Here is a 25,324-nt window from a genome sequence, read left to right as displayed (position 1 = left end):
TTAGTTCATTTGTAAACTAAGTGTGCTACAAAGCAAGCTCTTGAAAGCATTCAATGGTACTTTTACTCCAACAATCAGAGCGCCTAATTTTTGGGCATCCGTTTTTTAGAAGGCTGGGTGTGTTCCTAAACGCGGTATTATTGCACTCAATAGCAAACTGGTGGTTACACTGTCCAACGAGGCTTTTTTTACCACTGGATGGATATTGAAGTTATGTATTTGATCAAATCGTGATTCCGTAATCGCTCTGACTTTTGTCAGGATCGGTCTTGAAGAACTCCCAAATAGCAACGTAAAGTATCAGCACTTCATTTATTTCTTGTGGCTCCAGATCAAATTATAACCTGCCATCATTAAGGCGAGGAAAGGCTGTTGAATTATTAGTTCCTCTGTGATCAGGTTAGCCCATAAAAAGTCGAGTTCAAGCCTATTCAGATTTGCAAATATCGCCATGATGCGTTTTAAATCACAGAGTTGTAGATCCTGGCTGCTTTTATTATTTGCAACTATTATTAATTAAAAAGTTAGTAGTACCAAAATATATAATTTCATGTAATTGTGTTAGATTAGTCTTTGTCAAGTAGAGTTTTTTGTACATTCTTTGTAAGAAAATTTCCAATCATTCAAGATTTGTTCCCATTTTTGTATTTTCAAATAGGTGGTGTGATTGTTATGAAAGATTTAAGTCGGCTAGAAAAATACATACGTCGTGGTGAGGTTTACCGTAGGGAAGATCTATCTCATTTTTCTGGAGCAGTAGATCGTGAGCTGGCACGGCTGGTTCAAGATCAGGTAATGGTCAAGCTTCGTAATGGACTATATCACTATCCAAGGTTGTCAGTATTTGGGAAGGTGCCCCCTGATGAAAAAAAATTGGTTAGCAAATTTTTAAAGGATGATAATTTTTTGCTTACTTCCCCAAATCTGTACAATAGTTTAGGGGTGGGGACTACACAGTTATATAATAAATCAATTGTTTATAATCACAAGCGCAGAGGTGCGATAAGATTAGGGAACCGTATATTTCATTTTGTTGACAAATCTGCATTTCCCAAAAAGTTAACAATTGAATTTTTACTTGTTGACCTTTTAAATAATATTTCCAATATTGCTGAAGACTCTTCTCTGGTATTAAACAGGGTAAAAGAAAGAGTATCTAGCATGGACAAGGTAAAGTTGAAAAAATCTGTTCAGGCTTATGGGAATCCAAGAACAAAGTCGTTTATGATGGCAATTTTATAATTGGTATAATGGCCGAAAATTATTTAAATGAGCATTAAAGATTACTTTTTTCATATACTATTATAACTTTAAAAATCACAAATTAGAGATAAACCGTATAAGGAATAAGTACTGAATTGTTCAAGAAATATGATCTTTTTATAGCGTAAAATTCCGATATTTTGATGTGAGAATTTGAAAGATAGATTTATAGAATTTAGATTTCGTGCCGTCATCAAACTGCACATCATATGACAATACTTCATATTTAAACCAATTTAAATTCATTAATTTTGTTGCTTTTTGAGGTAGTAAGAGAAAAAACATGTATTTTGTAATGTGTTGATTTTCAACTAGTTATAAGTCTGAATTTTTATTGTACCGTTTTTGTATCTTTTAGACTTAATGCGTTCAAAACTAGGTAATTGGAATTTCTGTATCGGAAAGGAAGATCAGTTTCCTACAGGTATGTACGATTTTGGTGCCAGGATGTACGACCCTGCTACAGGCCGATGGAATGCGCCTGACCCGGCTAGACAGTTTATCTTCGAGTCTCCATATGCTACTCTGGGAAATAATCCGTTAATATACGTAGACCCCGATGGAAGGTTTATTCATATTTTCGTTGGTGCAGTAATAGGAGCTGCCATAAATGTTGCTGTTCATGTTGTTCAAGGCAGGACTTCTGTTAGAGATATTGTAGCCGCAGCTATTATAGGAGGTGGTGCCGGAGCTCTTGGAGCAGCTACAGGAGGGGCTTCTTTAGTTGGGACCGGATTGGGAGCTGCAAGTGTTGGTGGAGGGGCCTTGGCAGGTTTCACAGGTGCATTCGCCAGTAGTACCGTTCAGAGCTTAGGCAATGCGATTTGGTTTGGTGATGCAATAGACGGTCATAGCATAGCTGTTAATTCACTTCTAGGCGGTGTAACTGGTGGACTGGCAGGCGGTGTTGCTAATAAAATATTTGCAAAAGGAACGAATTTTTGGTCAGGCAAATTGCCTGATGTTCCTGACCCTATGATGCCTATGACACAAAGCATGATTAATGAGGCTGGTCCGGTGCAGATAAGTTCAGAAACAAGTAAGGGAGTACAATACTCTGAGGATTTAGTAAGTGCTGCGCAAAAAGAATATCCCAAGCTGGCAGGTAAAATCCAGGAACATCATCCCATTCCTAAATACTTAGGAGGTGCAAAAAATCAAGTGCTTGTTCCATTAGATGCAGCATACCATCAGAAAATAACAAATGCATTTCGGGCAGAATGGGGATACGGACTAGGAAAACCGAGTGCTGCAGAACTTAAAAACATATTAAGTAAGGTTTACAATCGATTTCCATTACCTTAATAGAAAAATTGATGAAAGAAATAGTTGAATTCAGAATAGTTAATGAGTATGCTCATTTGCTATTAAAATCAGGCGAAGGAAAAAAAACGGGATCAAACACAACTATATATATTACTAAAGACGACCCCAAATTTGAGAAAATAAGAATTTTAAATAGCCAGATAAAAGAAAAAAATAATGACTTCTTTTTTCTCTATTCAAACATAAAAAGATATTATACAAAGAAAGAATTAGATGCAGCTACGCTATTGCAAATGAAAATAAAAGTCACGTTTGAGCCGGCTGGTGAAGAATGTGGAACACTGTACGATCAAACAGCAGCATGCAAAATATGCGGAGCGAACAGGAAACAAATTAGCACACTGATGTTAAAAAAAGGTTCGATTCCGAAAAAAGATATAGTCACAACGATAGCAGGAGAAGTGGTAATATCAGAAAAATTTGCGACAGCGTTTAAGCAAAGAAAGTTAAAAGGAGCAATATTTAAACCTGTTGTTTCAGGTACAGAAACTTTGGGCTATTTTCAGTTATTTGCATCTTCCAGTTTAGAATTGTCGGATAACACCACTGCAGGAGTTAATCTTTTTGATCTCTCTGAAGGAAGTGAATCTTTAGAACTTACAATACCAGGTGGTTATCATATTAGACTTGAAAAAGAAGTTTACAAATGCCCAAAAGGTCATACCATCGGATTAAATCTTTTATCAGAAGCATTTGTATTAAATGATCCATCAATAACCGAGATGGACTTTTTTGCCAGTAATCAGATGATAGGTGTTAAGAGAGGCTTGCTACGGCCAGGGCCTTTATATTTGTGTTCACCTAATTTTAGAAAAATGGTTGAAGAAGAGAAGCTCAGCGGATTTGAATTTGAAATAGCACATATACAATAAAAGAGCCCTTTAAGTCTGGGCTTTTAATTTATAAAGTTGCAATTACCGAAGAGACAGCTTTAAATCACTGTTGTCGAGTAATTTAACTGGATGGTACTTGCGCCAACCAGTTAAATATCTTTTAAGTTACGACACTACAAAGTAGAATTACTATGGGTAAAAGGTAAGCTAACATACAGCACAGGCATGATTTGAAAGCAAAAAACAGCCATTTATTTTGTTAATGAGGCAATTAAGCGGTTTCAGAATAGTGTTTTCCTGTTTTTTTCCAACGCTTTTTGGGCGTGTAAACTGAACTGTCAACTTGCTTTCAAGCATTCCGTAAATGATCCATCATGTTGATTACATGATTGTCGGTGCTCATGCACTTGCTTATCATGGTCGCCCAAGGCATACCGGTGATCTTGATATCTGGATCAAACCTAGTGCTGAAAATGCTACAAAAATGATTACGGTTTTAAATGATTTTGGTTTTGGGTCTCTTGGTCTTTCGGAAAAGGATTTTTTAAAGGATAATTATGTAACGCAGTTAGGTTATCCTCCTCTTCGAATAGATATTCTAAACGCTATTTCAGGTGTGGAGTTTGATGAAGCCTATCAGAATAAAGTCGATGGTGAGGTAGATGATTTAAAAGTCAACTTCATTAACGTTAGTGAATTTATTAAAAAAAAAGAGGCTACAGGTAGAAAAAAAGATTTAGGCGATATAGCTTCATTGAAAAAAAAAGGTAAGTGATATAACTTTGGTAATCGAACGTTTAATATCTGGTTTATATCTCGTGCTAATAACTATCTGTGACAAACGTATATTATCTATTGTATCGGGAGAGTGCTTGATTAGAGTATTTTAGATATAGGATACTAAGTGCAATTATCTCCAAGAAAAGAATTATGCAAGAACTCTCTTTCCAATCAGGATTAAAATTAATTACTGAAAAATCTCAATTAGTGTATCAACTCAGAAATAATAATGAGTTATTATTAGAGTATTTAAAGAATCTACCGCAGGAGATTTTAGAAGGGTTGATTAATAAATACAAGGACAGCATTGGAGCCGTCAATGCAGTTCGTTATGAAGTGGCAAAAGACATCAGATCTAAAACCTTAACTCTTGAAAAACTTGAGACTTATTACAAGGCTAACAAAGGTGCTTTTGGGTCCTATAAAGATGTGTATTCTCTCATTTATACCTTCATCATAGATGATGATAATGGAACGATTAAAGCCTTCCTCTCCCAGTTAGCTAAAGGTTTACAAATAGATTTGCAGATAGTAAACGAAACGAAGATATCAAAAGTTTGTACTTTCGCTGGCCCTAGAAATACGGGAGGTGAGCACGCTTGGTTCGCATTATATAATAAAGATCATGTCAATCAGCAATCTGCTAAGCAATTGTTTTTTTCTGGTTACAATGGTAAAGTTGAGTATTCTCTTTACGATAGGAAAACTGATCTGCATAGTAAGGAACCTGTATCTCCAGAGAACGTTACTTATCAAAATATCTTAAATAGCTTTCAATTAGAAAAGGAAGAAATATTGAAGGATTTCCCAATGATTTTAGAACCGTCGAAGATAGGGGTGAATATTTTGAGAGGGTTGGGGTTGAACGATTAAAAATCGTATGTATGAGCATTATATTTTCCTCGAACGCATAAGATAGTTTTATTTACCTTACCAACTTCTAAATAACTTACAATAGATGTCAAATATTATACCCAATAAACCGAATGGCTTTTACTTAAGAAACGAATTTATCACCTGGCTTAGGGAAGATCAAAACTACACGGCTGGATCTGCAAATTCATATGCAAGCTATGTTGCTTCAGCTAATAAAACTATCCTGATTAACTTTTTCAAGGACGATTCATTTTTTAAGGTGATTAAAGAAGTGGTTAATCAATCCGATAAATTTGGTGTAGAAGAATTAATTGACCGCCTAATAGGTATAGTCACAAAAGAAGCTCCGGTAGCCGTTGTCAATAAATATAAGAACGGGCTAATTCAATACCGTAATTTTTTGATAGAAACCCTAAGTGGCGAGGAAATAATTGATGATGTTGAACCTTTGAAACAGTTTACTAAGGCTATAAAAGAAAGTTCGACAGTTTTTCTAAAGGATCTTCAATTTCCAAATCAACTTACTTATAATAAAGATTCGTTAAAGAAAATATTCATTTTCCGGATGGTTACTCAAGACAGATGCTATGGGAAGGTATATTTTCTTATCAGCTTTCTGAAAAAGCTCTTTTATAAAGATCAAATCTCGAGAAAGTTTTTTGATGATTATATTGAAAATCAGATCAATAACATACAGCTACATACAAACAAGGGTACCATTATTCTTAATGATATTAAAGAGTTAACAATTGAAACTGATTCTTCCCAAAAAGTAAGCGTAACACTGATTCTTAATGATAATAGCCGCAGCATACTTTACACAAAGATGGGCATGGGAAATGAGCAATTGCCCATGAATACTTTAGCCTTAAGATTCATAGCTATTGATCATATATTTCCTATGAAACTAATTTTGGAAGAGCAAGAAGCGAATTTACCACTCTTAAAGCGAATCACCCAGACGTTCAGGTTATTTAAGGGAATTAAAGCCAATGAAAGAATCAAGAGTAAAAAGATAAAAGCTATTGGCAATCAACTATTAGACACAAATGTTTTTAACTTAAATGACGTACCGCAATTAAAAGAGGAAATGAACCACATTAACAGCTTCATTGAATTGCAGCTAATGGATGGTGCTGAAAATTTAGTAAAAAAAGCAAAGTTTGAAAAATTAGAGGAAAATAAAAGCCTTATTATTTAATCAGGGATATAACTCCAACTGATTTAAGCTACCAATTCATCATGCCTCAAAAAGACCTTGGATTTTTAGCTTTTACCCTTGAATCGCACTGATGAGTTGAAAAAGGTTTATGAAGAAAAACGCTATTGCGACATTGCATTTATAGATACAATAAATGGCAATATTGGTATAGAGCGGTATGCTATTTCGAGTCATAAGGAAAACGTCAAGAGGTGCCAAAAGCTTGTGCTATCCCAAAGTGCTTTGCATGAAATTTTCCGAAATATTTAAACGTTGGCCTAATTTTCGTATTTTTGAAATAAGTAGTGTGATTGTATGGAAAATTCAAGTCGGCTGGAAAAGTATATACGTCGTGGTGAAGTTTACCGCAGGGAAGATCTTGCACCTTATTCTGGAGCTATAGATCGTGAATTAGCACAGCTGGTTCAAGATAAAGTAATGGTCAAGCTTCGCAATGGACTGTATCATTACCCCAGATTGTCTGTATTCGGGAAGTTGCCCCCTGATGAGAAGAAATTAGTTAGCAAATTTTTAAAGGATGATAATTTTTTGCTGACTTCACCAAATCTGTATAATAGCTTAGGTGTAGGCACCACTCAGTTATACAATAAATCAATTGTTTATAATCATAAGCGCAAGGGTGAAATAAAACTGGGGAACCGTACATTCAATTTCGTTGACAAAGCCGCATTCCCTAGAAAGGCAACAATCGAGTTTTTACTTGTTGACCTTTTAAATAATCTTTCCAATATAGCTGAAGACTCTTCTAAGGTATTAAGTAGGGTAAAGGAAAGAGTGTCTGATATGGACAAGGAAAAGTTGAAGAAGTCTGTTCAGGCTTATGGAAATCCAAGAACCAAGTCGTTCTTGATGTCAATTTTATAATTGATACATAATGGAAGCAAATTATTTACATCAGCGTAAAGATTTTTTAGACCTTATTAACGTGATTGCCGACGAAAGAAGCATAGAACCTTTTTTAGTAGAGAAGGATTACTGGATTATGCATGTGCTTTATGGATTACGGAAACAGGGCTTCGATTTCGAATTAAAAGGAGGAACTTCCCTTTCGAAGGGTTATGATATAATCAGCAGATTTTCCGAAGATATCGATATTGTGATCAATCCGCCGGCAACCCTTCCTATAAAGTTATGGATTGGCAGAAATCATACAAAAGAGATCCACGTTCAATCCAGGCTTGATTATTATCAATGGCTTACGGAAAATATTAATATAGAAGGGATAAATTAGTTCTTGGACATACGTTAGAGCGTTGGATGCAGGTGTAGAGATTGCCGATAATAGGGCTATTGGTATAAAATGTTACAATCCTGAATATACCTTCGTTGAGAAATTGCAGGCCATTATCAGGAAGTTTGCTCAGGAGCAAGAATCGAAAGTGATCAACCAGAACTTCCTCCGTCAATATTATGATGTATATGAGCTTCATGGAAATCAGGCTGTTATTAATTTTATCGGTACAGAAAAGTATGAAGCACATAAAGTAAGACGTTTCAATACTAAAGAGTTAGAAACACCCCTATCGGAAAACGCTGCATTTGATTTTTCTGATAATGGCTTACTGCAAATCTTCAAGGAACGTTTTCTACAGACAAAAGCTCTATATTATAATGGTCAGCCTACATTTGAGGAGATCATTGGACGTATTAAAAGTTATTTGCATCGTATGTAATACTTGATAAGTATGATTGGGTTTTGTACCTAATGTGTACCTTGAGTAACATAACTTAAATCGCAACTCTGCCAAATCTAACTGGACATTCTAAGAAACGGGATGGTCGTTAATGGAACCTGGAGACCTAAGTGAATGTGATCGATTACATTATCTACAGTATGTCTAATTCAAATCCTTTGGAATCGAAAAGGAGACTTGACTTTTTTTATAGCCCTAATCGGTTAAATGTTGCGATTACAAGAGGGATAAAAAAATTTATTGTAATTGCTAACTATAAGGTTTTCGATATTATTGATGAAGAGCTTGCTGACTTACCGGATTATGATGAATTGAAACCTGGTTTGGATATATTTAAAATGTACTTTGGTCTTTCATCAGTGGTTGAGGAAGAAGTGAAGGTTGATAGTTGGTAGGGTATTTTAAAATAATGGGAATTCATTAATATCAAAACTATTTATATCATCGGTGATACAACAAGCCTGGGCATTGCAAGCAGCACTATCTATTTTTAAAATATCATGGAAGAATTAATTATTAAGCAGTTAAATGAGGGAAAGGTAGAGTACTCCCAATATTATTTTGTACTATATGGGATTAGTATTGGTTACTTTGACTCATTTGTAGTCTATTATTAAATATTTCGATCAGATTTAAATCGGCCTATAATCTTCCAAAGCCATATTGACCCAATCCCAGAGTTTATAGTAAAGAATTTACTTCGATTACTGAATTATTTCAAGAGATGACTTTTACGATATCCTCGAGGGGAAGAAGAAAGTTGTAAGGTTAGATGACTCATATAGCATTGAAGATATTAAATAGTACTATGCTAGTATGGGATTAGGAAAATCAATCAAAGGTATGGGTACTTCAGAATTGTACCATCTGGAGCCTGACATATTTTTGAGACGGGTTTCTGACACTTTTCAAGTGAATATAAGTGAATTTTATATAGATGGTGATGAGCAGAACTTCAATGCACCTTCTTCAGCATATTTAGAATCCATATCAGTTCATGACTTTCATTCTATGCAAAAAAAGCCATTGCTAAGCTTGTAGCAACCTCAACCCGGAAGATGGATGGGATGGTCCTTAATCGTCATCTAGTCTCTGTTGATGAAGTAGTCCGCAAATGTGCGGAGAAAAATGAATATATTTACCGCATTATGCAAAAGATATGTATATACATCAGTTAAAAGGCTGGCCTTCGTTCAGTTGGGACACCGAAGCAATACACGTTCGTTTAGGTGAAGTACGACACCGCCAGGGACGTATATTAGGATTGATGAGTTCGGCTGGTTTTAAGTTACAGGAGAATGCGGTATTAGATACCTTAACATTGGATGTTTCTAAATCAAGCGAGATAGAGGGAGTAAAGCTTAACACTGATCAGGTAAGATCTTCTATAGCACGCAGGTTGGGCATAGAATTAGCAGGGGCAGTGCCTATCGACCGTAATGTAGATGGGGTGGTTGAAATGATGTTAGACGCAACCCAAAGGTATTCTACTAATTTAACTGCAAATCGAATATATGACTGGCATGCTGCTTTATTCCCAACGGGAAGGAGTGGGATGCATAAAATCACGGTTGCTGCTTGGCGCACTCCTGAAGCAGGACCAATGCAAGTGGTATCAGGGGCAATGGGTAAAGAGAAGATTCACTTTGAGGCTCCCAAAGCTGAACTAGTATCGGCAGAAATGGACTCGTTTCTGAATTGGTTTAATGCCGCACCAACTATCGATTTGGTATTGAAAGCAGCAATAGCGCATTTATGGTTTGTAACTATACATCCATTTGATGACGGCAACGGTCGTATAGCCCGTGCAATTACTGATATGCAACTTGCTCGTGCCGACGGAACGTCCCAGCGTTTTTACAGTATGTCTGCGCAAATATTACAGGAAAAAGCGACTTACTATAATATGCTCGAACAAACACAAAAAGGTGATCTTGATATTACCCGTTGGTTAAGCTGGTTTTTAGATTGTTTGTTTCATGCCATGGATCACACAGAAGAAACTTTTTCTGCCGTTGTAAAAAGAACTCAATTTTGGGAAAAGAACCGCGAAGTTTTATTCAATAGCCGTCAGCAATATATGGTCAGTGTGTTACTCGATGAATTCTACGGAAAGCTAACCAGTACGAAATGGGCGAAGATGACAAAGAGTTCTCCTGATACTGCGCTAAGAGATATACAGGATCTTATAGAAAAAGGCATATTGGAAAAAGAAACAGGTGGAGGACGAAATACATCCTATAGTTTGATACGAACTCAAGGTTGATGTTTTTGATATTTATATAGATGCTATGCCATTATAAGAAGGAATCTACGAACAACTAATTACTTAGATCGTAAGTAATTAGCTTGCGAATCTTGAAGAGAATACCTTTTTTATTAGCAGCATATATATTGGCTTGGGATTCAGTATAGCCAACAAAACCACGCAATAGTTGCTTATTTTTATTTATAATTGTGCTAATTCTTACCCCAGGAAGAAAAGATTGAATATCTTATCAATATTAAAATCTAAATTGATTTAACCTAATCAAAAATGAAATATAATAAATATTTTAGTATCCTATTCATTGTTGTCGTTATTTGTACTTTGTCCTCTTGCACATCAAGCCATTACACTTCAAATGAATCTGGATTCTTCAGTGGAATAATTCATGGTTTAGTTTTCCCATTTGCTCTAATTTCAAAGCTATTCTCATCACAATACGGGTTGTACGCGGAAAATAATTCAGGGGTACTGTATTGGATCGGCTTTGTAATAGGATTAGGTGGATTAGGGGGTGGTGCTTCATCAAGGAGGTAACACCGTTTTTGAGTTTTAACCAAGCAGTATACTTTAAGAAAGTCATTACCGAGTTGAGCGATAGTTTGATAATACCTCAAAAAGGGGTTTACTATTTTTCAATTAACCAATAATCATATTGGTGACAAAAATGCTAATTTTAAAATAGTTCGAATTTCTGGTTCATCAATTAAAACTAATTTTAGTACTAACGTAAAAATTAAATCGGATACAACTTTTAAGCAGATTGCGGCGAATACTTATACAACATCTTCCGGTAGGGTATCAATGCCTGTTTCACTTCCGTCTAATACATTATACTGGGTTTACTGGGTCGGAATTGGAAATGAAGCAATAATAAAGTATGATACTTACACTGAGTTTTACACTCCAGGCAAAAAAGGGGATGAGATTTATCCTACATATGCGTATGGGAAAGGTCTTTTAAATTCTCTGCCAACGGTTAATACTAAAGATATGATTGATTACAAATTTGCTGACAATGCAAACTCAAGATAGGTCTTAAGTTTTAAGAAAATTGCATTTTAGTGGCTTACCAGGCGCGTACTGCTAAAAAGTAGGGTTGGATGACCTTCGGCAAATGTTCCCTATCATCATTATTTTGATGCTGTTAAGTGGTATTTGTTGTTTCCAGGTCAAGATAGATTACAAAAACGGGGTTTTACTAATGTGAGTTATTTTAATGGAAGTCCTTTAGGAGATAAAGCATGTGGTATTGTTATATCGAAAGCTAAAAAAAAGATTTTGTAATTATTTTAAATCAAAATTAACTGCATACTGATGAAAAGTATCCAACGTGAAGACATCTACATCATTTCTAGGCACAGCAACCTGACTGAACAAGGGGTTAAAGAGCTTTGAAAGAAAATGTCTATAATGACAAGGAGATGTGGCAGAAATTTCTCCGAATGTTCTTTATCACTCTTGGCATTGGTTTTACGGTGGCGGGAATAGTTTTCTTTTTTGCCTACAATTGGGCTGACCTGCAAAAGTTTAAAAAAATTGGACTCATAGAGGGATTAATCATCGTAACTACAATCCTTGTGTTGCTTCCTATTACTGCCAGGAATATTATTCTGACAAGTTCAGTAATTGTAGTTGGCGTTCTGTTCGCTGTGTTCGGACAAATCTATCAGACTGGAGCTAATGCACATGACTTCTTTCTGGCTTGGACTGTTTTTGCAAGCTTATGGGTTATCGTTTCAAACTTTGCACCCTTGTGGTTACTTTATCTCATTTTGATTAACACCACCTTTGTTTTGTACTCACAGCAAGTGGCTAATGATTGGTCGGAGGGTCTTGTTTTTACGCTGCTTTTCCTTTTTAATGCAACAGCACTTCTTGCTTTTTTATTACTCTCCAAATACCAAAAGATGGCAATCGTTCCTAATTGGTTTTTAAATACAGTGGCCTTAGCTGCTATAAGCTATGCAACTATGGGAATTGTTTTTGGAATTTTTAACAAATACGAGGTTGTTTTTCTTGTATTGATATTAATATCTTCGATCGTCTTTGCAGCGGGAATTTGGCACGGACTAAAAGCCAAAAGTAGATTTTATCTTTCGGTTATTCCTTTTAGTCTTATTGTTATCGTATCCGCTTTGCTAATCAAAATATCAGAGGATGGAATGATGTTTCTATTTGTAGGTCTGTTTATCATAGCCAGTGTATCGTTGGTAATTAAAAGTTAAATCGACGTTCAAAAAATATGGATCAATGAAAAATAAAGAAAATATTAAACAATTGTTGGATTACTTCCAGACCATAGATGATATTTAAGAATGTTGGTACCCGAGATTTGCAAGAACTCCAGGAAATAGGCATTTTTGTACAAGAAGGAGCAGGGCGTTCACTACGAGATCCGTTGATTTGGCTTAAGATTAGAACTTTTTTATCGTTTGTAACAAAACAAAATTGATTGATGAACGATCTGTTAATTGAAAAACAAAGATGAATAATACCGAGAATTTACGGGATATACTGTCCTTTTACAAAATTAACTGTCACGATCCCTTTTATATCTCTTCTGGTAATTCCATTTTTAAACTTCCTGAAGTTACTTTTCGAATGGATTTTTACGCAGTCTGTATTTGTATTTCAGGAACAATTCATTTAGCTATAGACAATCAGGAGTATGACATCATCCCCAATGTCTTGCTCATTTCTGCTCCTTCAACCGTTGTCAGGTTCATTACAGTGAGCGATGATTTCAAAATGAAATTACTGTTCTTCGAGAAAACCTTCCTGCTCAAAAATAATTCCAACCCTTTCTTTATAGAGAAGATAGCACTATTTAGTAACACATTATACAGGATTGTCCCCACAGATGCTATTGTTTCGCTACGACTATTAGGACTCCTGGCATATTTGCACGAAAAGACTACTGTAACGGGAAGGTTTACCGAGGATATTATACGGACCATTATTATCAATCTACTATTGGAGATTGCCGAAGTAATTCATATCAATGCGCATACAGCGATAGATTTTCCAAATCAGAGTTCTGATCATATCTTTTATAAATTTAATCAGCTTGTCCAGAAGGAAATACTCAATCACCAAAGTATCACGTATTACGCTGATAAACTATTTGTATCCAATAAACATTTGATCAAAATCGTGAAAAAGACATCAGGTAAAACACCCCACCATATTATGGATGAGAACCTGCTAAAAGAGGCCTATGTTATGCTGGGAAATCCGGATGTCGATATTACTGAAATTGCCTATCGGCTAAACTTTAGTTCAGTATCTGCATTCAGCAGGTTCTTCAAAAAATATGCAGCTTTTTCTCCTTCTGAGTATAAGAAGCAACAAACGATATGAATTATGAATTTGAGTAAAGTAATTGCGATTTTCGGAACGTAAGGGGCGATGAGAAGGGTTTAACTTTGTGTATAATAATACAAAAGATGAAAATAGACACTTCAAAATTTAGCAAAATACTCGATAATTCTAAACAATATAAGCATACCCAGCATGAACCGGATTCTAGTAAAGAAGTTCAGGTAAATTCCGACGACAAGACCATGCCCTTTTCAGATCAGATCGGAAATTACCAGCGAAACAAAGGTATTCCATCTCAATCATATGACAAAAGTAAAGTCTATATCGTAGGAACGGGTATCGCTGGGATGTCAGCGGCTTATTATCTGATCCGTGACGGTCGTATTCCTGGGGAAAACATTACTTTTCTGGATCAACTAGGTGTTGATGGCGGCTCGCTCGACGGTACAGGCAATGCAGAAGACGGATTTATTATCCGTGGGGGAAGGGAAATGGATATGACCTATGAAAATCTTTGGGACATGTTTCAGGATATTCCTGCCCTGGAACTTCCAAAACCTTTTAGCGTATTGGATGAATATCGTCTGGTAAATGATAATGACCCCAATTATTCAAAAGCACGCCTGATTCATAAGCAGGGACAAATTAGCGATTTTAGTAAGTTCGGCTTAGAAAAAAAGGACCAGTTAGCGATTGTAAAGCTGTTATTGAAGAAAAAAGAAGAACTGGACGACCTGAGTATTAAAGACTACTTCAGTGAATCGTTCCTGAATAGTAATTTCTGGATTTTTTGGAGAACAATGTTTGCTTTTGAAAATTGGCATAGCCTGCTTGAATGTAAGTTGTACATGCACCGTTTCCTCCATGCAATAGATGGTATGAAAGACTTCTCCTGCCTTGTGTTTCCTAAATACAATCAGTATGATACCTACGTTACGCCGCTGAGGAAATTTCTCCAAAGCAAAGGGGTAAAGATTGAACTCAATACCATTGTAAGGGATCTGGATATCCATATAGACACCGAAGGGAAAGTTGTGGAAGGCATTTTTGCGGAAAGGAAGGGCAAAGAACTCAAAATCGCTGTCGGCAAAGATGACTATGTGATCGTAACTACAGGATCTATGACGGAAGACACGTCCTATGGTAACAATGAAAAAGTGCCTGAATTTGCTTTTGACAACAGCAGGAGTGGGCAAAGTGCAGGATGGCAGCTTTGGAAAAACCTGGCTGCGAAATCAGAAGTCTTTGGTAAGCCTGAAAAATTTTGCAGTACTATTGAAAAGTCTTCCTGGGAATCGGCTACGCTTACGTGTAAACCATCAGCTTTTGTAGACAAAGTTAAGGAGCTTTGCGTGAACGACCCCTATTCGGGCAGAACAGCAACAGGTGGCATCATTACCATAACCGATTCCAACTGGCTGATGAGCTTTACCTGCAACAGACAACCGCATTTTCTTAACCAGCCGGAAGATGTTTTGGTACTTTGGGTGTATTCGTTATTTATGAACAAAGAAGGAAACTATATCAAGAAAACGATGCCACAGTGTACTGGAAACGAAATCCTGGCCGAGTTGTGTTACCACCTTGGTATTGTTGATCAATTGGATAACGTAGTGAAAAATACCATTGTGCATACATCTTTTATGCCGTATATCACGTCAATGTTTATGCCTAGAGCGAGAGGCGACCGCCCGAGGGTAGTTCCTGAGGGCTGTACAAATTTAGGGCTGGTAGGGCAATTTGTGGAAACAAACAACGACATCGTCTTTACTATGGAGAGTTCGGTAAGGACTGCAAGAATTGCTGTATATGAATTGTTGAACTTAAATAAACAGGTTCCTGATATTAATCCCTTGCAATACGATATCCGGCAGTTGTTGAAAGCTGCTCAATCCTTAAATGATTATCAACCTATTACAGGGGAGTGGATTTTAAGAAAATTTTTAAAAGGGACATATTTTGAACATATTTTAGTAGATAACGAGGACGACAGTAAGGAGCACGAATCTTTTATTTCTGAACAAGTCGACCGATTCATAGATTGGATCAAGGAATTGAGAAAATAAATTTGTCTTAAAAGTTGAGTTTTAGAGGTTGTATCATTGACAAGATGGTACAACCTCTTTATTTATACGAACTCAGGTCGGGTATATCTAAGAACTTCATAAATAGCTGATCGCTTGATGAATTAGCAATCTTGAACTTGAAGGGTGGCTTTCGGAACCCTTTAACTAAGTAACTGCACATTTGCATGAAAGGTTGAAGGTGCTTTATCAAGGCATGCCTGCCATTCTAGCGAATTTCTTAGCTTTGGTGATTAATTTGCTTATCAATCAGGAAATGAATAGAGTGAAATTTACACATTGTTTAGCAGTCGTTTTTTGCGCGCTTTCTCTGAGTGCATGTGGTATCTTTAAGAAGTCGGGCGGAGACGATGCACAAAAATCCACTGTAATTACCGAGCGTAGATGGAAGCTGGTTGAACTTGCGGGTAAACCTGTACCTGATAGGGTAAATGGTAAAGAGCCATTTATCTTACTTCAGCAAAAAGAGGGTCGCTTTTCGGCTTCCGGTGGTTGTAATGGAATTGGCGGAACTTTTACGTTTCAGGATAACGGAAGAATAAAGTTCTCTCAGGGTATGTCTACCAAGGTGGCTTGTGAAAACATGGAAATTGAAATTGGTCTTACCAAAGCGTTGAAAGATGCCGATAATTTTAGTCTTAAGGGAGACGATTTATCTCTAAACAAAGCTAGAATGGCACCATTGGCCCGTTTTAAAGCTGACAAGTAGGAACCTACTGTTTCTTAGTTTGCCTTACAAATGCCCCAAAAGGTTCTTACTTTTTGGGGCATTTGTTTGCGGGTACGAGGGTACTCATTTTGGTAGCCATATGGAGTCTATACTGATTTCCATGCGTCCACCTTAAAGTAGATTCACTTGTAACATCACCCGAGAAAAGACATAATTTGTCGGATTGCTACTATCCTTAGATTTAAGATATATGTTGTTTATTATCAACATATATCTTATTTTTGTTGATAATAAACAACACTATGAAATCTAAAAAAACTGTACTTTTCCCAAAACACCAGAAAGTTTTAGACGTGTTGGGCGAGCAAATTAAGCTGGCTAGAAAAAGGCGAAGATTGACAACCATACAAGTTGCTGAACGTGCAAGCATAGATCGAACAACTTTATATCAGATTGAGAAGGGCAACCCAAGCGTTTCTATGGGCTCATACTTTAATGTTTTACGTGTATTGAATCTGCAGGATGATTTTCTAAAATTAGCATCAGATGATGAATTTGGAAGGAAACTGCAAGATCTGGAGCTATTAGGAAAGTAGGGGATGGCAATCAATAAAACAAATATATGGGTTTATGCACATTGGGTTGGGATGGCTGAACCGGTTTGTGTTGGTGTGCTTACTGCAAATCAAGCAAAAGGAAGGAAGAGTTTTGGTTTTGAGTACGATAAGGACTGGATTGCAGCAAATCAGCAGCTGATTTTGGATCCTGATATTGGTTGGTACTCTGGTACCCAGTTTCTGTATAAAAAGGAAAATTTTGGTGTTTTTTTAGATTCAATGCCTGATACATGGGGCAGGACTTTAATGAAAAGAAGGGAAGCTCTGAAAAGTTTGTTTTAAATTAAACGCTGAAGAAATGGAGGTTGCGATTTTAGAGGTTAAAAATGCGGTTGCAAAGTGGAAGGTAGTAGCTAACGAAATAGGAATAGCAAGATCTGAGTAGGTTTTAATGGCTGCAGCGTTTAGGGTATAGGTTTATGCTAATTATAAAACTAATAATCTATTAAACTGAATGAATAACATAAAGGAATCTTGGTAGCATCTTATGATGCAAGCTCTTGAAAGCATTCAATGGTGCTTTTTACTCCAACAATCAGTGCACCTCTTTTTTGAATACCCATTTTTTGGAAGGTTGGGTGTGTTCCAATACGTTGTATTATTGCACTAAGCATTACACTGGTCGTTTCCCCGCCCGAGAAGGTATCTTTTCCAACTAGATTGATATTGAAGATTTGTAATTGATCAAATTGTGACTCAGTAATCGCTTTGACTTTTGTTTGAGGATCGGTCTTGAAGAACTCCCAAATAGCAATGTAAAGATTCAGCACTTCGTCTAGTTCTTGTGGCTTCAGATCAATCTTATAGCCTGCCATCATTGAGGCGAGAAAAGGCTGGTGAACTAGTATTTCACCAATGAAGAAGTATATGTCAACCAGAGTTTTAAGCATATTGATTGCATGAAATTTTTCGAATGTAGATTAGTTTGATAGCTGCATTATTAGGGACTTAAGTAAATGAGCCAGTTAGAAATGCTCCATTTTTTTAACTATTTTTGTTATATAATTCACGTTGACATCATAAAATTATAGAAATGAAACACGAAAGAAAGATGGCTATGGTTGTTAACCAGATAAAAATGGAAGACGAAGATAGTCTTGATGTTTTATTTTGGCTTAGTAGGAGAGTCAGAGAGACTTTCTGAAGTGAGCCGTCAACGTAAGAATTATTTAACCTGGGTAGATGGCATATTCCCTGAAAAAATGGTGAAAGTTGTACACCAGAGAACCCTATGATTTTCGAACGAGACTTTATAGATTTTATTGAGTTACTTAATGTGCATAGTGTTGATTATATGATAGTCAGTGCTCATGCACTTGCTTAGGATATCCTCCGCTTCGAATAGATATTCTAAACGCTATTTTAGGTGTGGAGTTTGATGAAGCCTATCATAATAGAGTCGAAGGAGAGGTAGATGATTTAAAAGTCAACTTCATTAATGTTGGTGAGTTTATTAAAAACAATGAGGCTACTGGCAGGAAAAAAGATTTAGGCGATATCGCATCACTGAAAAAAAGATAAGTGATTTAACATCAGTAATCGAACATTTTGTGCATAAATCAAACAAGTTTATTATGCAAATTTTCATTTTATTATGCAAGTGTTTATTTTACGTAGCTTTGAATATTAAAGGATCTTATGGGTTTATTGGACTTTATCGCTTCTTATAATTTGCAGGAAATAAGTTTTGCTGCAAAAACCATAATACTGCAGGAGGGAAATAAAGCCAAATATATTTATTTTGTAAAGAAAGGATGTCTGCGTATGTGGTTAAATAATCGCGACACAGACATTACAACTCAGTTTTTTTTTGAGGGCAGTGCAATAGCCAGTTTAGAGAGTCTTCTCAAAGATGAAGCAAGCGATTATACGATCGAAACCATTGAAGCCTGTTCGCTATTCGTAATGTCAAGGCAGGACTTTTTGTTTTTTAAAGAAACAGATGAGTCATTTAAGATTTGGCTGGATGGCATCATTCTGGAACGGTTTTTCTATTATTCCAAACATCTGGTTAGCTATCTTCGGACAAAACCTTATGAGCGCTATATTGAGCTGCTGCATAAACATCCTGAGATTCTTCAGCGAATACCACAACATTATATTGCCTCTTATCTAGGAATTACACCTGTTTCGCTTAGCCGTATTAGGAGCCGTAAATAAGGTATTTCTTATCAATTGTTATCTTTCATCAGTAAACTGGGTTTTACCTTTGTTTAAATTATTAAAAACATGAAAGCAGCAATTTTATCCTAATACGGAGAAAGTCCTAAATATGCATATTCAATAGATCCAATACCTAAAGCAGGTGAGGCAATTGTTGAGATGGTCGCCTCATCGATAAAATAGGTGGACAAGCTAAAAGCGGCTGGTAAACATTATACTAAATATCCTATTTTACCAGCAATAGTGGGCCTGGATGGAATTGCCCGATTAAAAGGTGGTACTCATGTGTATGTTTCGGGTGTTACAGGTACAATGTCTGAAAAAGCTCTTATTGTTGCAGACAGCTGGACGTTAGTTCCCCAGAGCTTGCCTATTCCACTTGCTGCAGCATTACCGAATGCACTTCTAGGTTCTGATGTTGCAATGCTTTACCTGGGTGGCCTAAAAAAAGGCGGCACTGTTATGATTCAAGGTGCTACAGGTGCCACTGGAAGGATAGCAATACAAATGGCCAAAAACCGTGGAGCGGATTGCATTATTGCCATCGGCAGAGCGTCTTCAGGACTTTCCGAACTATCTAATTTGGGAGCTGACATCCGGAAGTGACCAACGCCATCCCTAATGATAAAGTGGATGCCGTTCATAATGAAGTGGCCGCACATATTAATGATGGCTTAAAAACCCATGCGGCAGAACAAGGAGGGATAGGTGGTTTGTTATCTTCGCTTACTGGTAACTTAAGATCAGGTAGCCCAATCACTAGTGCCATCTCCGGTGGATTGGTAGGTAGTCTTGGAAAGTAAATTAGGGTTACCTCCAGCAGCTACAGGAGCAATCGCGGCTGCTTTACCTGCTATACTTCAAAAGTTTGCTCACAAAACAAATGATCCCAACGATCAGAGTATTACACATGAAAGTCTCTCTAAGTCTTTAGGAGGATTAGGCGGTTTGTTTTAATATGATACATACGTCTCAAAATAAGTCTAGTGAATAACTTTTAGAACTTCCTAATACAACTGACCGCTATATGAATAGCAATCTCGAACTCAAAGGGTGACATTTCTTTTATTATTGTATCAATAATAAACCTATTTTATATGAAGAATTTAAATCTCTTTGGTTATTATCTAATCATCACCGGATTAATTTGTTCCTGCAACACTAACCGTTCTGAAAAAGAAATTATAAACACTTCTGTGGATACACTATCGGCAAGCGGTTTAGTTGGCATTTCGGTGAAGCTGATTAAAACTGCGAGTATTGATTTCAAAGTAAAAAACGTATTTGAAAGTGCCAAGCATATAGTATCCTCAACCCATAAGATGAACGGGCTTGTTCTTGATCGTCATATAGAATCTGTTGATGAAAATAGTAAGTCACTGGCAATCTCTGATGATTCGGTACAATTAATCAATTCTTATGTAGTTAAGGCAAATATGCTTGTAAGCGTTCCTACTGAGAAGCTAGACGGATTTATTGATGATGTATCAGCCTCTGCTGCTCATATTCAAGACATTCAACTCAAGATTGAAGATAAAAGTCTTGATTATTTAGCCGGGAAGATGAAGCAACAAAATCATGAGCAACTTTTACAGTATAAGGCAGGAAAGAATCATAAAACCAACGAATCGATAAGCCTTCTTGAGCAAAATAATAAACTCGTTGATCAACAGGTAAAGAATAAAAAAATTGACGCTGATGTTAATTATAGCTCTGTTCAGCTTAGCTTTTATCAGAATCCATTGGTAAGATCTGAAGTAATGGCAAGAGACGATCTTTCGGGCTACAGGCTACCTTTTTTAAGCAGCATAAGGAATTCATTTTTCAATGGATGGTATTATTTTTTAACTTTTATAATAGGGGCTGTCAGTCTTTGGATGTTTATCTTAGCCGGCGTTGTAATAATCTTCACTTATCGTTATTTTAAGTTTAGGAAGGTAAGTGCAGTTTAAATCTTATAAAATTCATGTTCTATGCCGTTAAGCCTATATCCAGTGTTCCTATTATTCTCAATAGTACTGTTTTACATTATTGCAAAAAGGTATTTTCCAGAAAAAGATGTAGAAAAAACTACCCCTAAATATAGTAGTGAACCAGTAAGCATCTATGCTAATGAAACACAGGATCAGTTTTATTTAAGGTGCCATATCTTTATTACAGATTTACTCGTCCAATATGAACTGGGCTACCACACTTCAAATGATCTTAAATCACATATAATTACCTATAATGATGGTTATAGTGTATTTTGAATAAGGATAGAAAGTTTTTATAATGGTGGTAATAGGCTTATGATGTTTCAAACTCAAATTAATGACAGGGCTATTTCTGATAATAAAATAGCACGGGTTTCTGAATTGGTTAATAGGTTAAATGCGGCATCATTTTTTAGTATGCTGCAATTTAATTATCAGAACAGAATTATTAAAAGTGTATTGGTTTATAGGATTGGCCATCAGGAACTTATTTCTGAAAACTTCAGGTTTTATTATTTTAAATTGTTGAGGTCAAGAATTGTTAAAAAGGCATTTATGCGGGTAATTGATAATGATGAAGAACCTGCATTGGTGGCACTTGATTCTACAAGATTTTAAAATAAATTCAATTTGACGATTTTGAACTCAATTGTGGCAAGATTATGTCAGGTGAATATGAATTTAACTGATTAAAAGAGCTTCAATTGATCTGCACCTATTTTTCCCTTTGGCCGGGTATCCAACTCTCCAAAATTAGATAACGAGATGCCTAGCAGCCTTATACGGTGAGTTTCCATAAAAGTGATTCTCAATAGTTGTTTAGCTGTGGCATTAATAGTTTCCAGGTCGGCAACCGGGACAGGAAAAGACTTGTTTCTGGTGATCTGTTTAAAATTGCTGTATTTGATTTTCAAGGTAATGGTGCGCCCTTTTAAATTCTTTTTTAACAAGCGATCATAAACCAGCTTTGCAATCTTATCGAGTTCGGCTTCCATCTCCTCCAAGGTGCTGAGATCATATGCAAAGGTGTCTTCAGCGGCCAGTGACTTGGTTTCCCGATGCGGCTGTACTTCGCGGTCGTCAATTCCTCTTACTATCTGATAATAAAATCGGCCTGATTTACCAAAACTTCGGCTGAGTTCAGCTTCGGATAAGTTCTTTATATCGGCACCGGTAAATAATCCCATCTTTTTCATCTTTTCGGCAGTTACTTTGCCCACGCCATAGAACTTTGCTACAGGCAAAGTTTCCATAAAAGCCTCCACAGACGAAGGACCAATAAACTTTAAGCCATCTGGTTTATTGATATCCGAAGCCATCTTGGCTACAAACTTATTAATGGAAACACCTGCTGAGGCGGTTAACTTTAACTCATCTTTAATGGCGGCTTTAATTTGCCAGGCGATTTCTAAAGCGGAACCTATGTGAAGCTTATCTTGTGTAACATCCAAATACGCTTCATCCAGCGATAAGGGTTCAATCAGATCGGTGTACCTACTAAATATCTCCCGGATCTTTCTGGAAATTTCTTTATAAGCCTCAAATCTTGGACGAACGAATAAGGCATGTGGACAAAGTTTTAAGGCTTGTTTGGATGGCATGGCGGAGTGAATACCAAACCCTCTGGCTTCGTAACTAGCGGTAGCTACTACACCTCCACGACCTTCCGGAAGGCCACCTACTACCAGTGGTTTTCCTCTATATTCGGGATTGTCCCTTTGTTCTACGGAAGCATAAAAAGCATCCATATCTATATGAATAATCTTTCGATATGCTATTTCTGAGGTTGCTTCCATCTTAATACAAATATATTGATCATTAAGGTTTGATTCAGCTTTGAGAAAATCTTTTTTGTATTGGGTGTTTCACAATAAGTCGTTAAGAATAGGTTTGATCTCAATTGACTATCTTTAAAATCTTGAACTACTTAAATATGTAATGTGCTTGATATAGCAGCTAACCCGGCAGAAGAATGTTAAACCAGGTAATCAATATGTTTTGGACTATGGTGTGTTTTGCACCGGTTGGCTTCTATTGGGCACTGTACTTTGCTGAAAAGAGACCTGCCTGGTTGTTATTTACATCTATTGGAATAAGTTTACTGATCTCCATGCTTCCAGCAAGATGGTTGTCAGCTCTAACTATCAGTAAAGATCGGAAATTTTATGAACGGATTGGTGTTACATTCATCCGTTGGTTTGTACAAAATGGAAAGCTGGTCAACTGGGTTAAAGGAAAGTATCTTTTAAATAGTGGATTAATTCATAACCGCAAGGAAGCATTGAACTATCTGGGTACCATTGCTATGCAGGAAAGATTTCATTACTCCTGTTTCCTGTTATTTCTCCTAAGCACAATTGATGCTCTATGTATCGGCAAAACGGGAATGGCTCTGCTGATATTACTTTGCAACATCTTGTATAATGTTTATCCAATTCTGCTTCAACAATACAACAAACTCAGAATAAACTTAATATTATTTGGTAGAAGAGTCAGATGAAGTGCTAGTATTTCATTTAGTATTTTTCTATATTAGAGCTAGTTATCGAATTGATAACTTAATTTAACCTGTAGTATTTTTTGGTTGAAATGACCAGTGCCGATGTTGAGTAAGATACATTTGATGCCTTTATCTTAAACAATGACCTGAAAGGATACAATTATAAAAAACAGGATAACAGCTATCGATTTTTTGCGCGGCACTATAATGATCATTATGGCGCTTGATCATGTAAGGGATTATTTATATTCTGGCTCATTTTTTTACGATCCGCTTGATCCAACACAAACTAGCGGGATATTATTTTTTACCAGGTGGATAACTCATTTTTGTGCACCAGTATTTATGATGCTTGCCGGAACCTCAGCATATCTGATGCAACAAAATAAAGATAAAAAGGAATTATCTCTATTCCTTGTAAAAAGGGGACTTTGGCTTGTCTTTCTTGAAATGGTTTTGGTTAATTTTGGCTGGAATTTCAATATTACTTTCCCCATGTTTTTCTTTATTACCATATGGGCATTAGGGGTAAGTATGATCGTGTTGGCGGGATTAATTCATTTGCGTATAAAGTTGATCCTGTGGATTTGTATCATCATTATAGTGGGGCATAACCTTTTAGATCCTATTCATGTACCTGGTAATTCGCTCTCCGCTTTTGGCTGGGCATTGTTACATGACCCGCAATTCTTTACCTGGCAGGATCGCTCTTTTTTGGTTGGCTACCCGATTGTTCCTCTGGTGGCTGTAATGCCTTTAGGTTATTGTCTGGGCGCCTTGTATTCCGTAAACTACGATCCTCACAAAAGGCAAAGGAGTTTATTGATTCTGGCCTGTGTTGCTGTTGATTTCTTCGTCGTGTTGCGTTATGCTAATGTTTATGGTGATCCGGTAAAATGGAGTGTGCAAAAAGATGCTTTCTTTACTTTCCTGTCATTTCTTAATGGAAGTAAGTATCCTTTGTCGTTATTGTATCTTTCAATGGCTCTGAGCACGGCTTTTCTTTTTCTTTCATGTACTGATAAATTAAAAGGGGCATTTGTGAATGTAGTTTCAGTATTTGGTAGGGTGCCTATGTTTTATTATCTCATTCATATATATGTGATTCATGTGGTTGCCATTATTGCATCGTTGTTGTCGCCTCATCAGGACTGGGAAATGTGGATTTTATCTCAGCCTATTTGGTCTACCTCAGATCTGAAAGGCTATGGATTCTCGTTACCGGTCGCTTACTTGGTTTGGATAGGAATAGTAATCGCTTTATATCCATTATGCAAACGATATGACGCTTATAAACAGACCCACAAAGGGAAATGGTGGTTTAAGCTATTTGTAAGAATAGCTACCTCATGCTATTGAATCATTTATTAAGTTATATATACTTTATTCCTGTTGTATTAGCTGTTAAGATTGAATACAGATTCCTACTATTTCGCATCCCTGGGATCTATTATCTGCTGGATTCGCATTTTGTTTGGCTTAAGTCAACAATTATTTCATTTTATTTTCACCTGTTAACATGCTGTCGGATAAGCGTCCCTGTCTGTTCATTAAGATTAGGGCCTGTATTTCTGAGCAAATGACTGAGAAATAGTTGCAGTATTGCTACAGAATGTGCACTTTTGCAATCCCAAATCGAAGGGGGAAAAGCAAAGCGCGAGGCGGAGCAGAAGATGAAGAGAGATAGAAATAGGAGCAAAAAGAAAAGTAATTTTTTTCTTGCAAATACC

Annotated in this window: 31 protein-coding genes; 28 read left to right on the top strand and 3 right to left on the bottom strand. The window is 36.5% G+C overall.

The genetic code is table 11. The annotated features are described in order from the left end of the window. Positions 1 to 312 precede the first annotated feature (312 nt). Positions 313 to 453 carry a hypothetical protein gene (locus ADIARSV_RS21705; protein WP_016193290.1) on the bottom strand — a complete coding sequence of 47 codons (141 nt, stop codon included), beginning with the start codon at positions 451 to 453 and terminating at the stop codon, positions 313 to 315. A gap of 219 nt (positions 454 to 672) precedes the next feature. Here ADIARSV_RS21705 and ADIARSV_RS00140 point away from each other — a divergent pair, with 219 nt between their 5' ends. From ADIARSV_RS00140 to ADIARSV_RS00055, 18 genes are all read left to right on the top strand, one after another. Beyond that, complete coding sequence (locus tag ADIARSV_RS00140) at positions 673 to 1,242, top strand: DUF6088 family protein (protein WP_040298533.1); 570 nt, start codon at positions 673 to 675, stop codon at positions 1,240 to 1,242. A gap of 384 nt (positions 1,243 to 1,626) precedes the next feature. After that, positions 1,627 to 2,568, top strand: coding sequence for an RHS repeat domain-containing protein (locus ADIARSV_RS00135; protein WP_016193287.1), 942 nt, complete (start codon positions 1,627 to 1,629; stop codon positions 2,566 to 2,568). Positions 2,569 to 2,579: 11 nt separating this feature from the next. Then, positions 2,580 to 3,461: a hypothetical protein gene (locus ADIARSV_RS00130; protein ID WP_016193286.1), complete on the top strand. Its 882-nt coding sequence runs from the start codon at positions 2,580 to 2,582 to the stop codon at positions 3,459 to 3,461. A gap of 325 nt (positions 3,462 to 3,786) precedes the next feature. Next, positions 3,787 to 4,197 (top strand): hypothetical protein, encoded by a 411-nt coding sequence (locus ADIARSV_RS00125; RefSeq protein ID WP_052016911.1) that lies wholly within the window; start codon positions 3,787 to 3,789, stop codon positions 4,195 to 4,197. 155 nt (positions 4,198 to 4,352) lie between these two features. Further along, positions 4,353 to 5,075 carry a hypothetical protein gene (locus tag ADIARSV_RS00120; RefSeq protein ID WP_016193284.1) on the top strand — a complete coding sequence of 241 codons (723 nt, stop codon included), beginning with the start codon at positions 4,353 to 4,355 and terminating at the stop codon, positions 5,073 to 5,075. Between the two features lie 85 nt (positions 5,076 to 5,160). Further along, positions 5,161 to 6,279 carry a hypothetical protein gene (locus ADIARSV_RS00115; RefSeq protein ID WP_016193283.1) on the top strand — a complete coding sequence of 373 codons (1,119 nt, stop codon included), beginning with the start codon at positions 5,161 to 5,163 and terminating at the stop codon, positions 6,277 to 6,279. Between the two features lie 315 nt (positions 6,280 to 6,594). Further along, complete coding sequence (locus ADIARSV_RS00110; RefSeq protein ID WP_016193282.1) at positions 6,595 to 7,164, top strand: DUF6088 family protein; 570 nt, start codon at positions 6,595 to 6,597, stop codon at positions 7,162 to 7,164. 10 nt (positions 7,165 to 7,174) lie between these two features. Continuing rightward, entirely contained in the window at positions 7,175 to 7,531 is a 357-nt protein-coding gene (locus ADIARSV_RS22035; protein WP_016193281.1) for a nucleotidyl transferase AbiEii/AbiGii toxin family protein, read from the top strand. 22 nt (positions 7,532 to 7,553) lie between these two features. Then, the gene (locus tag ADIARSV_RS22030; protein ID WP_016193280.1) at positions 7,554 to 7,973 is read left to right on the top strand and encodes a nucleotidyl transferase AbiEii/AbiGii toxin family protein; all 420 of its coding nucleotides are present in this window, start codon (positions 7,554 to 7,556) and stop codon (positions 7,971 to 7,973) included. Positions 7,974 to 8,104: 131 nt separating this feature from the next. Further along, entirely contained in the window at positions 8,105 to 8,389 is a 285-nt protein-coding gene (locus ADIARSV_RS00100; RefSeq protein ID WP_316929479.1) for an AAA domain-containing protein, read from the top strand. Positions 8,390 to 8,810: 421 nt separating this feature from the next. Then, positions 8,811 to 9,035, top strand: a complete 225-nt coding sequence (locus ADIARSV_RS00095; RefSeq protein WP_016193278.1) for a hypothetical protein — start codon at positions 8,811 to 8,813, stop codon at positions 9,033 to 9,035. Positions 9,036 to 9,153: 118 nt separating this feature from the next. Beyond that, positions 9,154 to 10,260, top strand: a complete 1,107-nt coding sequence (locus ADIARSV_RS00090) for a Fic family protein (RefSeq protein ID WP_016193277.1) — start codon at positions 9,154 to 9,156, stop codon at positions 10,258 to 10,260. A gap of 1,394 nt (positions 10,261 to 11,654) precedes the next feature. Then, positions 11,655 to 12,488, top strand: a complete 834-nt coding sequence (locus ADIARSV_RS00080; protein ID WP_016193275.1) for a DUF2157 domain-containing protein — start codon at positions 11,655 to 11,657, stop codon at positions 12,486 to 12,488. 259 nt (positions 12,489 to 12,747) lie between these two features. Then, complete coding sequence (locus tag ADIARSV_RS00075; protein ID WP_016193274.1) at positions 12,748 to 13,623, top strand: helix-turn-helix domain-containing protein; 876 nt, start codon at positions 12,748 to 12,750, stop codon at positions 13,621 to 13,623. Positions 13,624 to 13,709: 86 nt separating this feature from the next. Further along, entirely contained in the window at positions 13,710 to 15,650 is a 1,941-nt protein-coding gene (locus ADIARSV_RS00070; protein ID WP_016193273.1) for an oleate hydratase, read from the top strand. Between the two features lie 214 nt (positions 15,651 to 15,864). Further along, complete coding sequence (locus tag ADIARSV_RS00065; RefSeq protein WP_200864684.1) at positions 15,865 to 16,377, top strand: META domain-containing protein; 513 nt, start codon at positions 15,865 to 15,867, stop codon at positions 16,375 to 16,377. 263 nt (positions 16,378 to 16,640) lie between these two features. Further along, on the top strand, positions 16,641 to 16,934 hold the full coding sequence (locus ADIARSV_RS00060; RefSeq protein ID WP_040298529.1) for a helix-turn-helix domain-containing protein: 294 nt from the start codon (positions 16,641 to 16,643) through the stop codon (positions 16,932 to 16,934). Positions 16,935 to 16,937: 3 nt separating this feature from the next. Beyond that, positions 16,938 to 17,237 (top strand): HipA N-terminal domain-containing protein, encoded by a 300-nt coding sequence (locus tag ADIARSV_RS00055; RefSeq protein WP_016193269.1) that lies wholly within the window; start codon positions 16,938 to 16,940, stop codon positions 17,235 to 17,237. A gap of 203 nt (positions 17,238 to 17,440) precedes the next feature. Here ADIARSV_RS00055 and ADIARSV_RS00050 read toward each other — a convergent pair whose 3' ends face one another. Next, positions 17,441 to 17,845: a hypothetical protein gene (locus ADIARSV_RS00050; RefSeq protein WP_040298527.1), complete on the bottom strand. Its 405-nt coding sequence runs from the start codon at positions 17,843 to 17,845 to the stop codon at positions 17,441 to 17,443. Between the two features lie 478 nt (positions 17,846 to 18,323). Here ADIARSV_RS00050 and ADIARSV_RS22025 point away from each other — a divergent pair, with 478 nt between their 5' ends. From ADIARSV_RS22025 to ADIARSV_RS00020, 8 genes are all read left to right on the top strand, one after another. Continuing rightward, positions 18,324 to 18,476, top strand: a complete 153-nt coding sequence (locus tag ADIARSV_RS22025; RefSeq protein WP_016193267.1) for a hypothetical protein — start codon at positions 18,324 to 18,326, stop codon at positions 18,474 to 18,476. Positions 18,477 to 18,593: 117 nt separating this feature from the next. Further along, entirely contained in the window at positions 18,594 to 19,115 is a 522-nt protein-coding gene (locus ADIARSV_RS00040) for a Crp/Fnr family transcriptional regulator (RefSeq protein ID WP_016193266.1), read from the top strand. 186 nt (positions 19,116 to 19,301) lie between these two features. Beyond that, positions 19,302 to 19,724, top strand: a complete 423-nt coding sequence (locus ADIARSV_RS00035; RefSeq protein WP_016193265.1) for an MDR/zinc-dependent alcohol dehydrogenase-like family protein — start codon at positions 19,302 to 19,304, stop codon at positions 19,722 to 19,724. Further along, complete coding sequence (locus ADIARSV_RS20270; protein WP_016193264.1) at positions 19,721 to 19,921, top strand: hypothetical protein; 201 nt, start codon at positions 19,721 to 19,723, stop codon at positions 19,919 to 19,921. The genes ADIARSV_RS00035 and ADIARSV_RS20270 overlap by 4 nt, the downstream gene beginning before the upstream one ends. Then, the gene (locus ADIARSV_RS21700; protein ID WP_016193263.1) at positions 19,911 to 20,075 is read left to right on the top strand and encodes a hypothetical protein; all 165 of its coding nucleotides are present in this window, start codon (positions 19,911 to 19,913) and stop codon (positions 20,073 to 20,075) included. The genes ADIARSV_RS20270 and ADIARSV_RS21700 overlap by 11 nt, the downstream gene beginning before the upstream one ends. A gap of 140 nt (positions 20,076 to 20,215) precedes the next feature. Beyond that, complete coding sequence (locus tag ADIARSV_RS00030; protein WP_016193262.1) at positions 20,216 to 21,070, top strand: DUF4349 domain-containing protein; 855 nt, start codon at positions 20,216 to 20,218, stop codon at positions 21,068 to 21,070. 21 nt (positions 21,071 to 21,091) lie between these two features. Continuing rightward, positions 21,092 to 21,370, top strand: a complete 279-nt coding sequence (locus tag ADIARSV_RS00025; RefSeq protein ID WP_040298526.1) for a hypothetical protein — start codon at positions 21,092 to 21,094, stop codon at positions 21,368 to 21,370. Between the two features lie 39 nt (positions 21,371 to 21,409). After that, positions 21,410 to 21,712 carry a hypothetical protein gene (locus ADIARSV_RS00020; protein WP_040298523.1) on the top strand — a complete coding sequence of 101 codons (303 nt, stop codon included), beginning with the start codon at positions 21,410 to 21,412 and terminating at the stop codon, positions 21,710 to 21,712. A 71-nt stretch (positions 21,713 to 21,783) separates the two neighbouring features. Here the strand turns inward: ADIARSV_RS00020 and dinB are convergent, their stop codons facing one another. Beyond that, a complete protein-coding gene (dinB, locus tag ADIARSV_RS00015; RefSeq protein WP_016193260.1) occupies positions 21,784 to 22,890 on the bottom strand; it encodes a DNA polymerase IV in 1,107 nt (368 codons plus the stop codon). Positions 22,891 to 23,066: 176 nt separating this feature from the next. Between dinB and ADIARSV_RS00010 the strand changes: the two genes are divergently transcribed. Both ADIARSV_RS00010 and ADIARSV_RS00005 read left to right on the top strand, forming a co-directional pair. Beyond that, positions 23,067 to 23,594 carry a glycosyl-4,4'-diaponeurosporenoate acyltransferase CrtO family protein gene (locus ADIARSV_RS00010; RefSeq protein ID WP_016193259.1) on the top strand — a complete coding sequence of 176 codons (528 nt, stop codon included), beginning with the start codon at positions 23,067 to 23,069 and terminating at the stop codon, positions 23,592 to 23,594. A 159-nt stretch (positions 23,595 to 23,753) separates the two neighbouring features. Beyond that, positions 23,754 to 24,953: a DUF1624 domain-containing protein gene (locus ADIARSV_RS00005; protein ID WP_052016910.1), complete on the top strand. Its 1,200-nt coding sequence runs from the start codon at positions 23,754 to 23,756 to the stop codon at positions 24,951 to 24,953. The last annotated feature ends 371 nt before the right edge of the window (positions 24,954 to 25,324 follow it).

Source organism: Arcticibacter svalbardensis MN12-7 (assembly GCF_000403135.1).
GTDB classification, from domain to species: domain Bacteria; phylum Bacteroidota; class Bacteroidia; order Sphingobacteriales; family Sphingobacteriaceae; genus Arcticibacter; species Arcticibacter svalbardensis.
The sequence above is the reverse complement of the archived record's forward strand: the minus strand, read 5'-3'. Positions and strand labels throughout refer to the sequence as shown.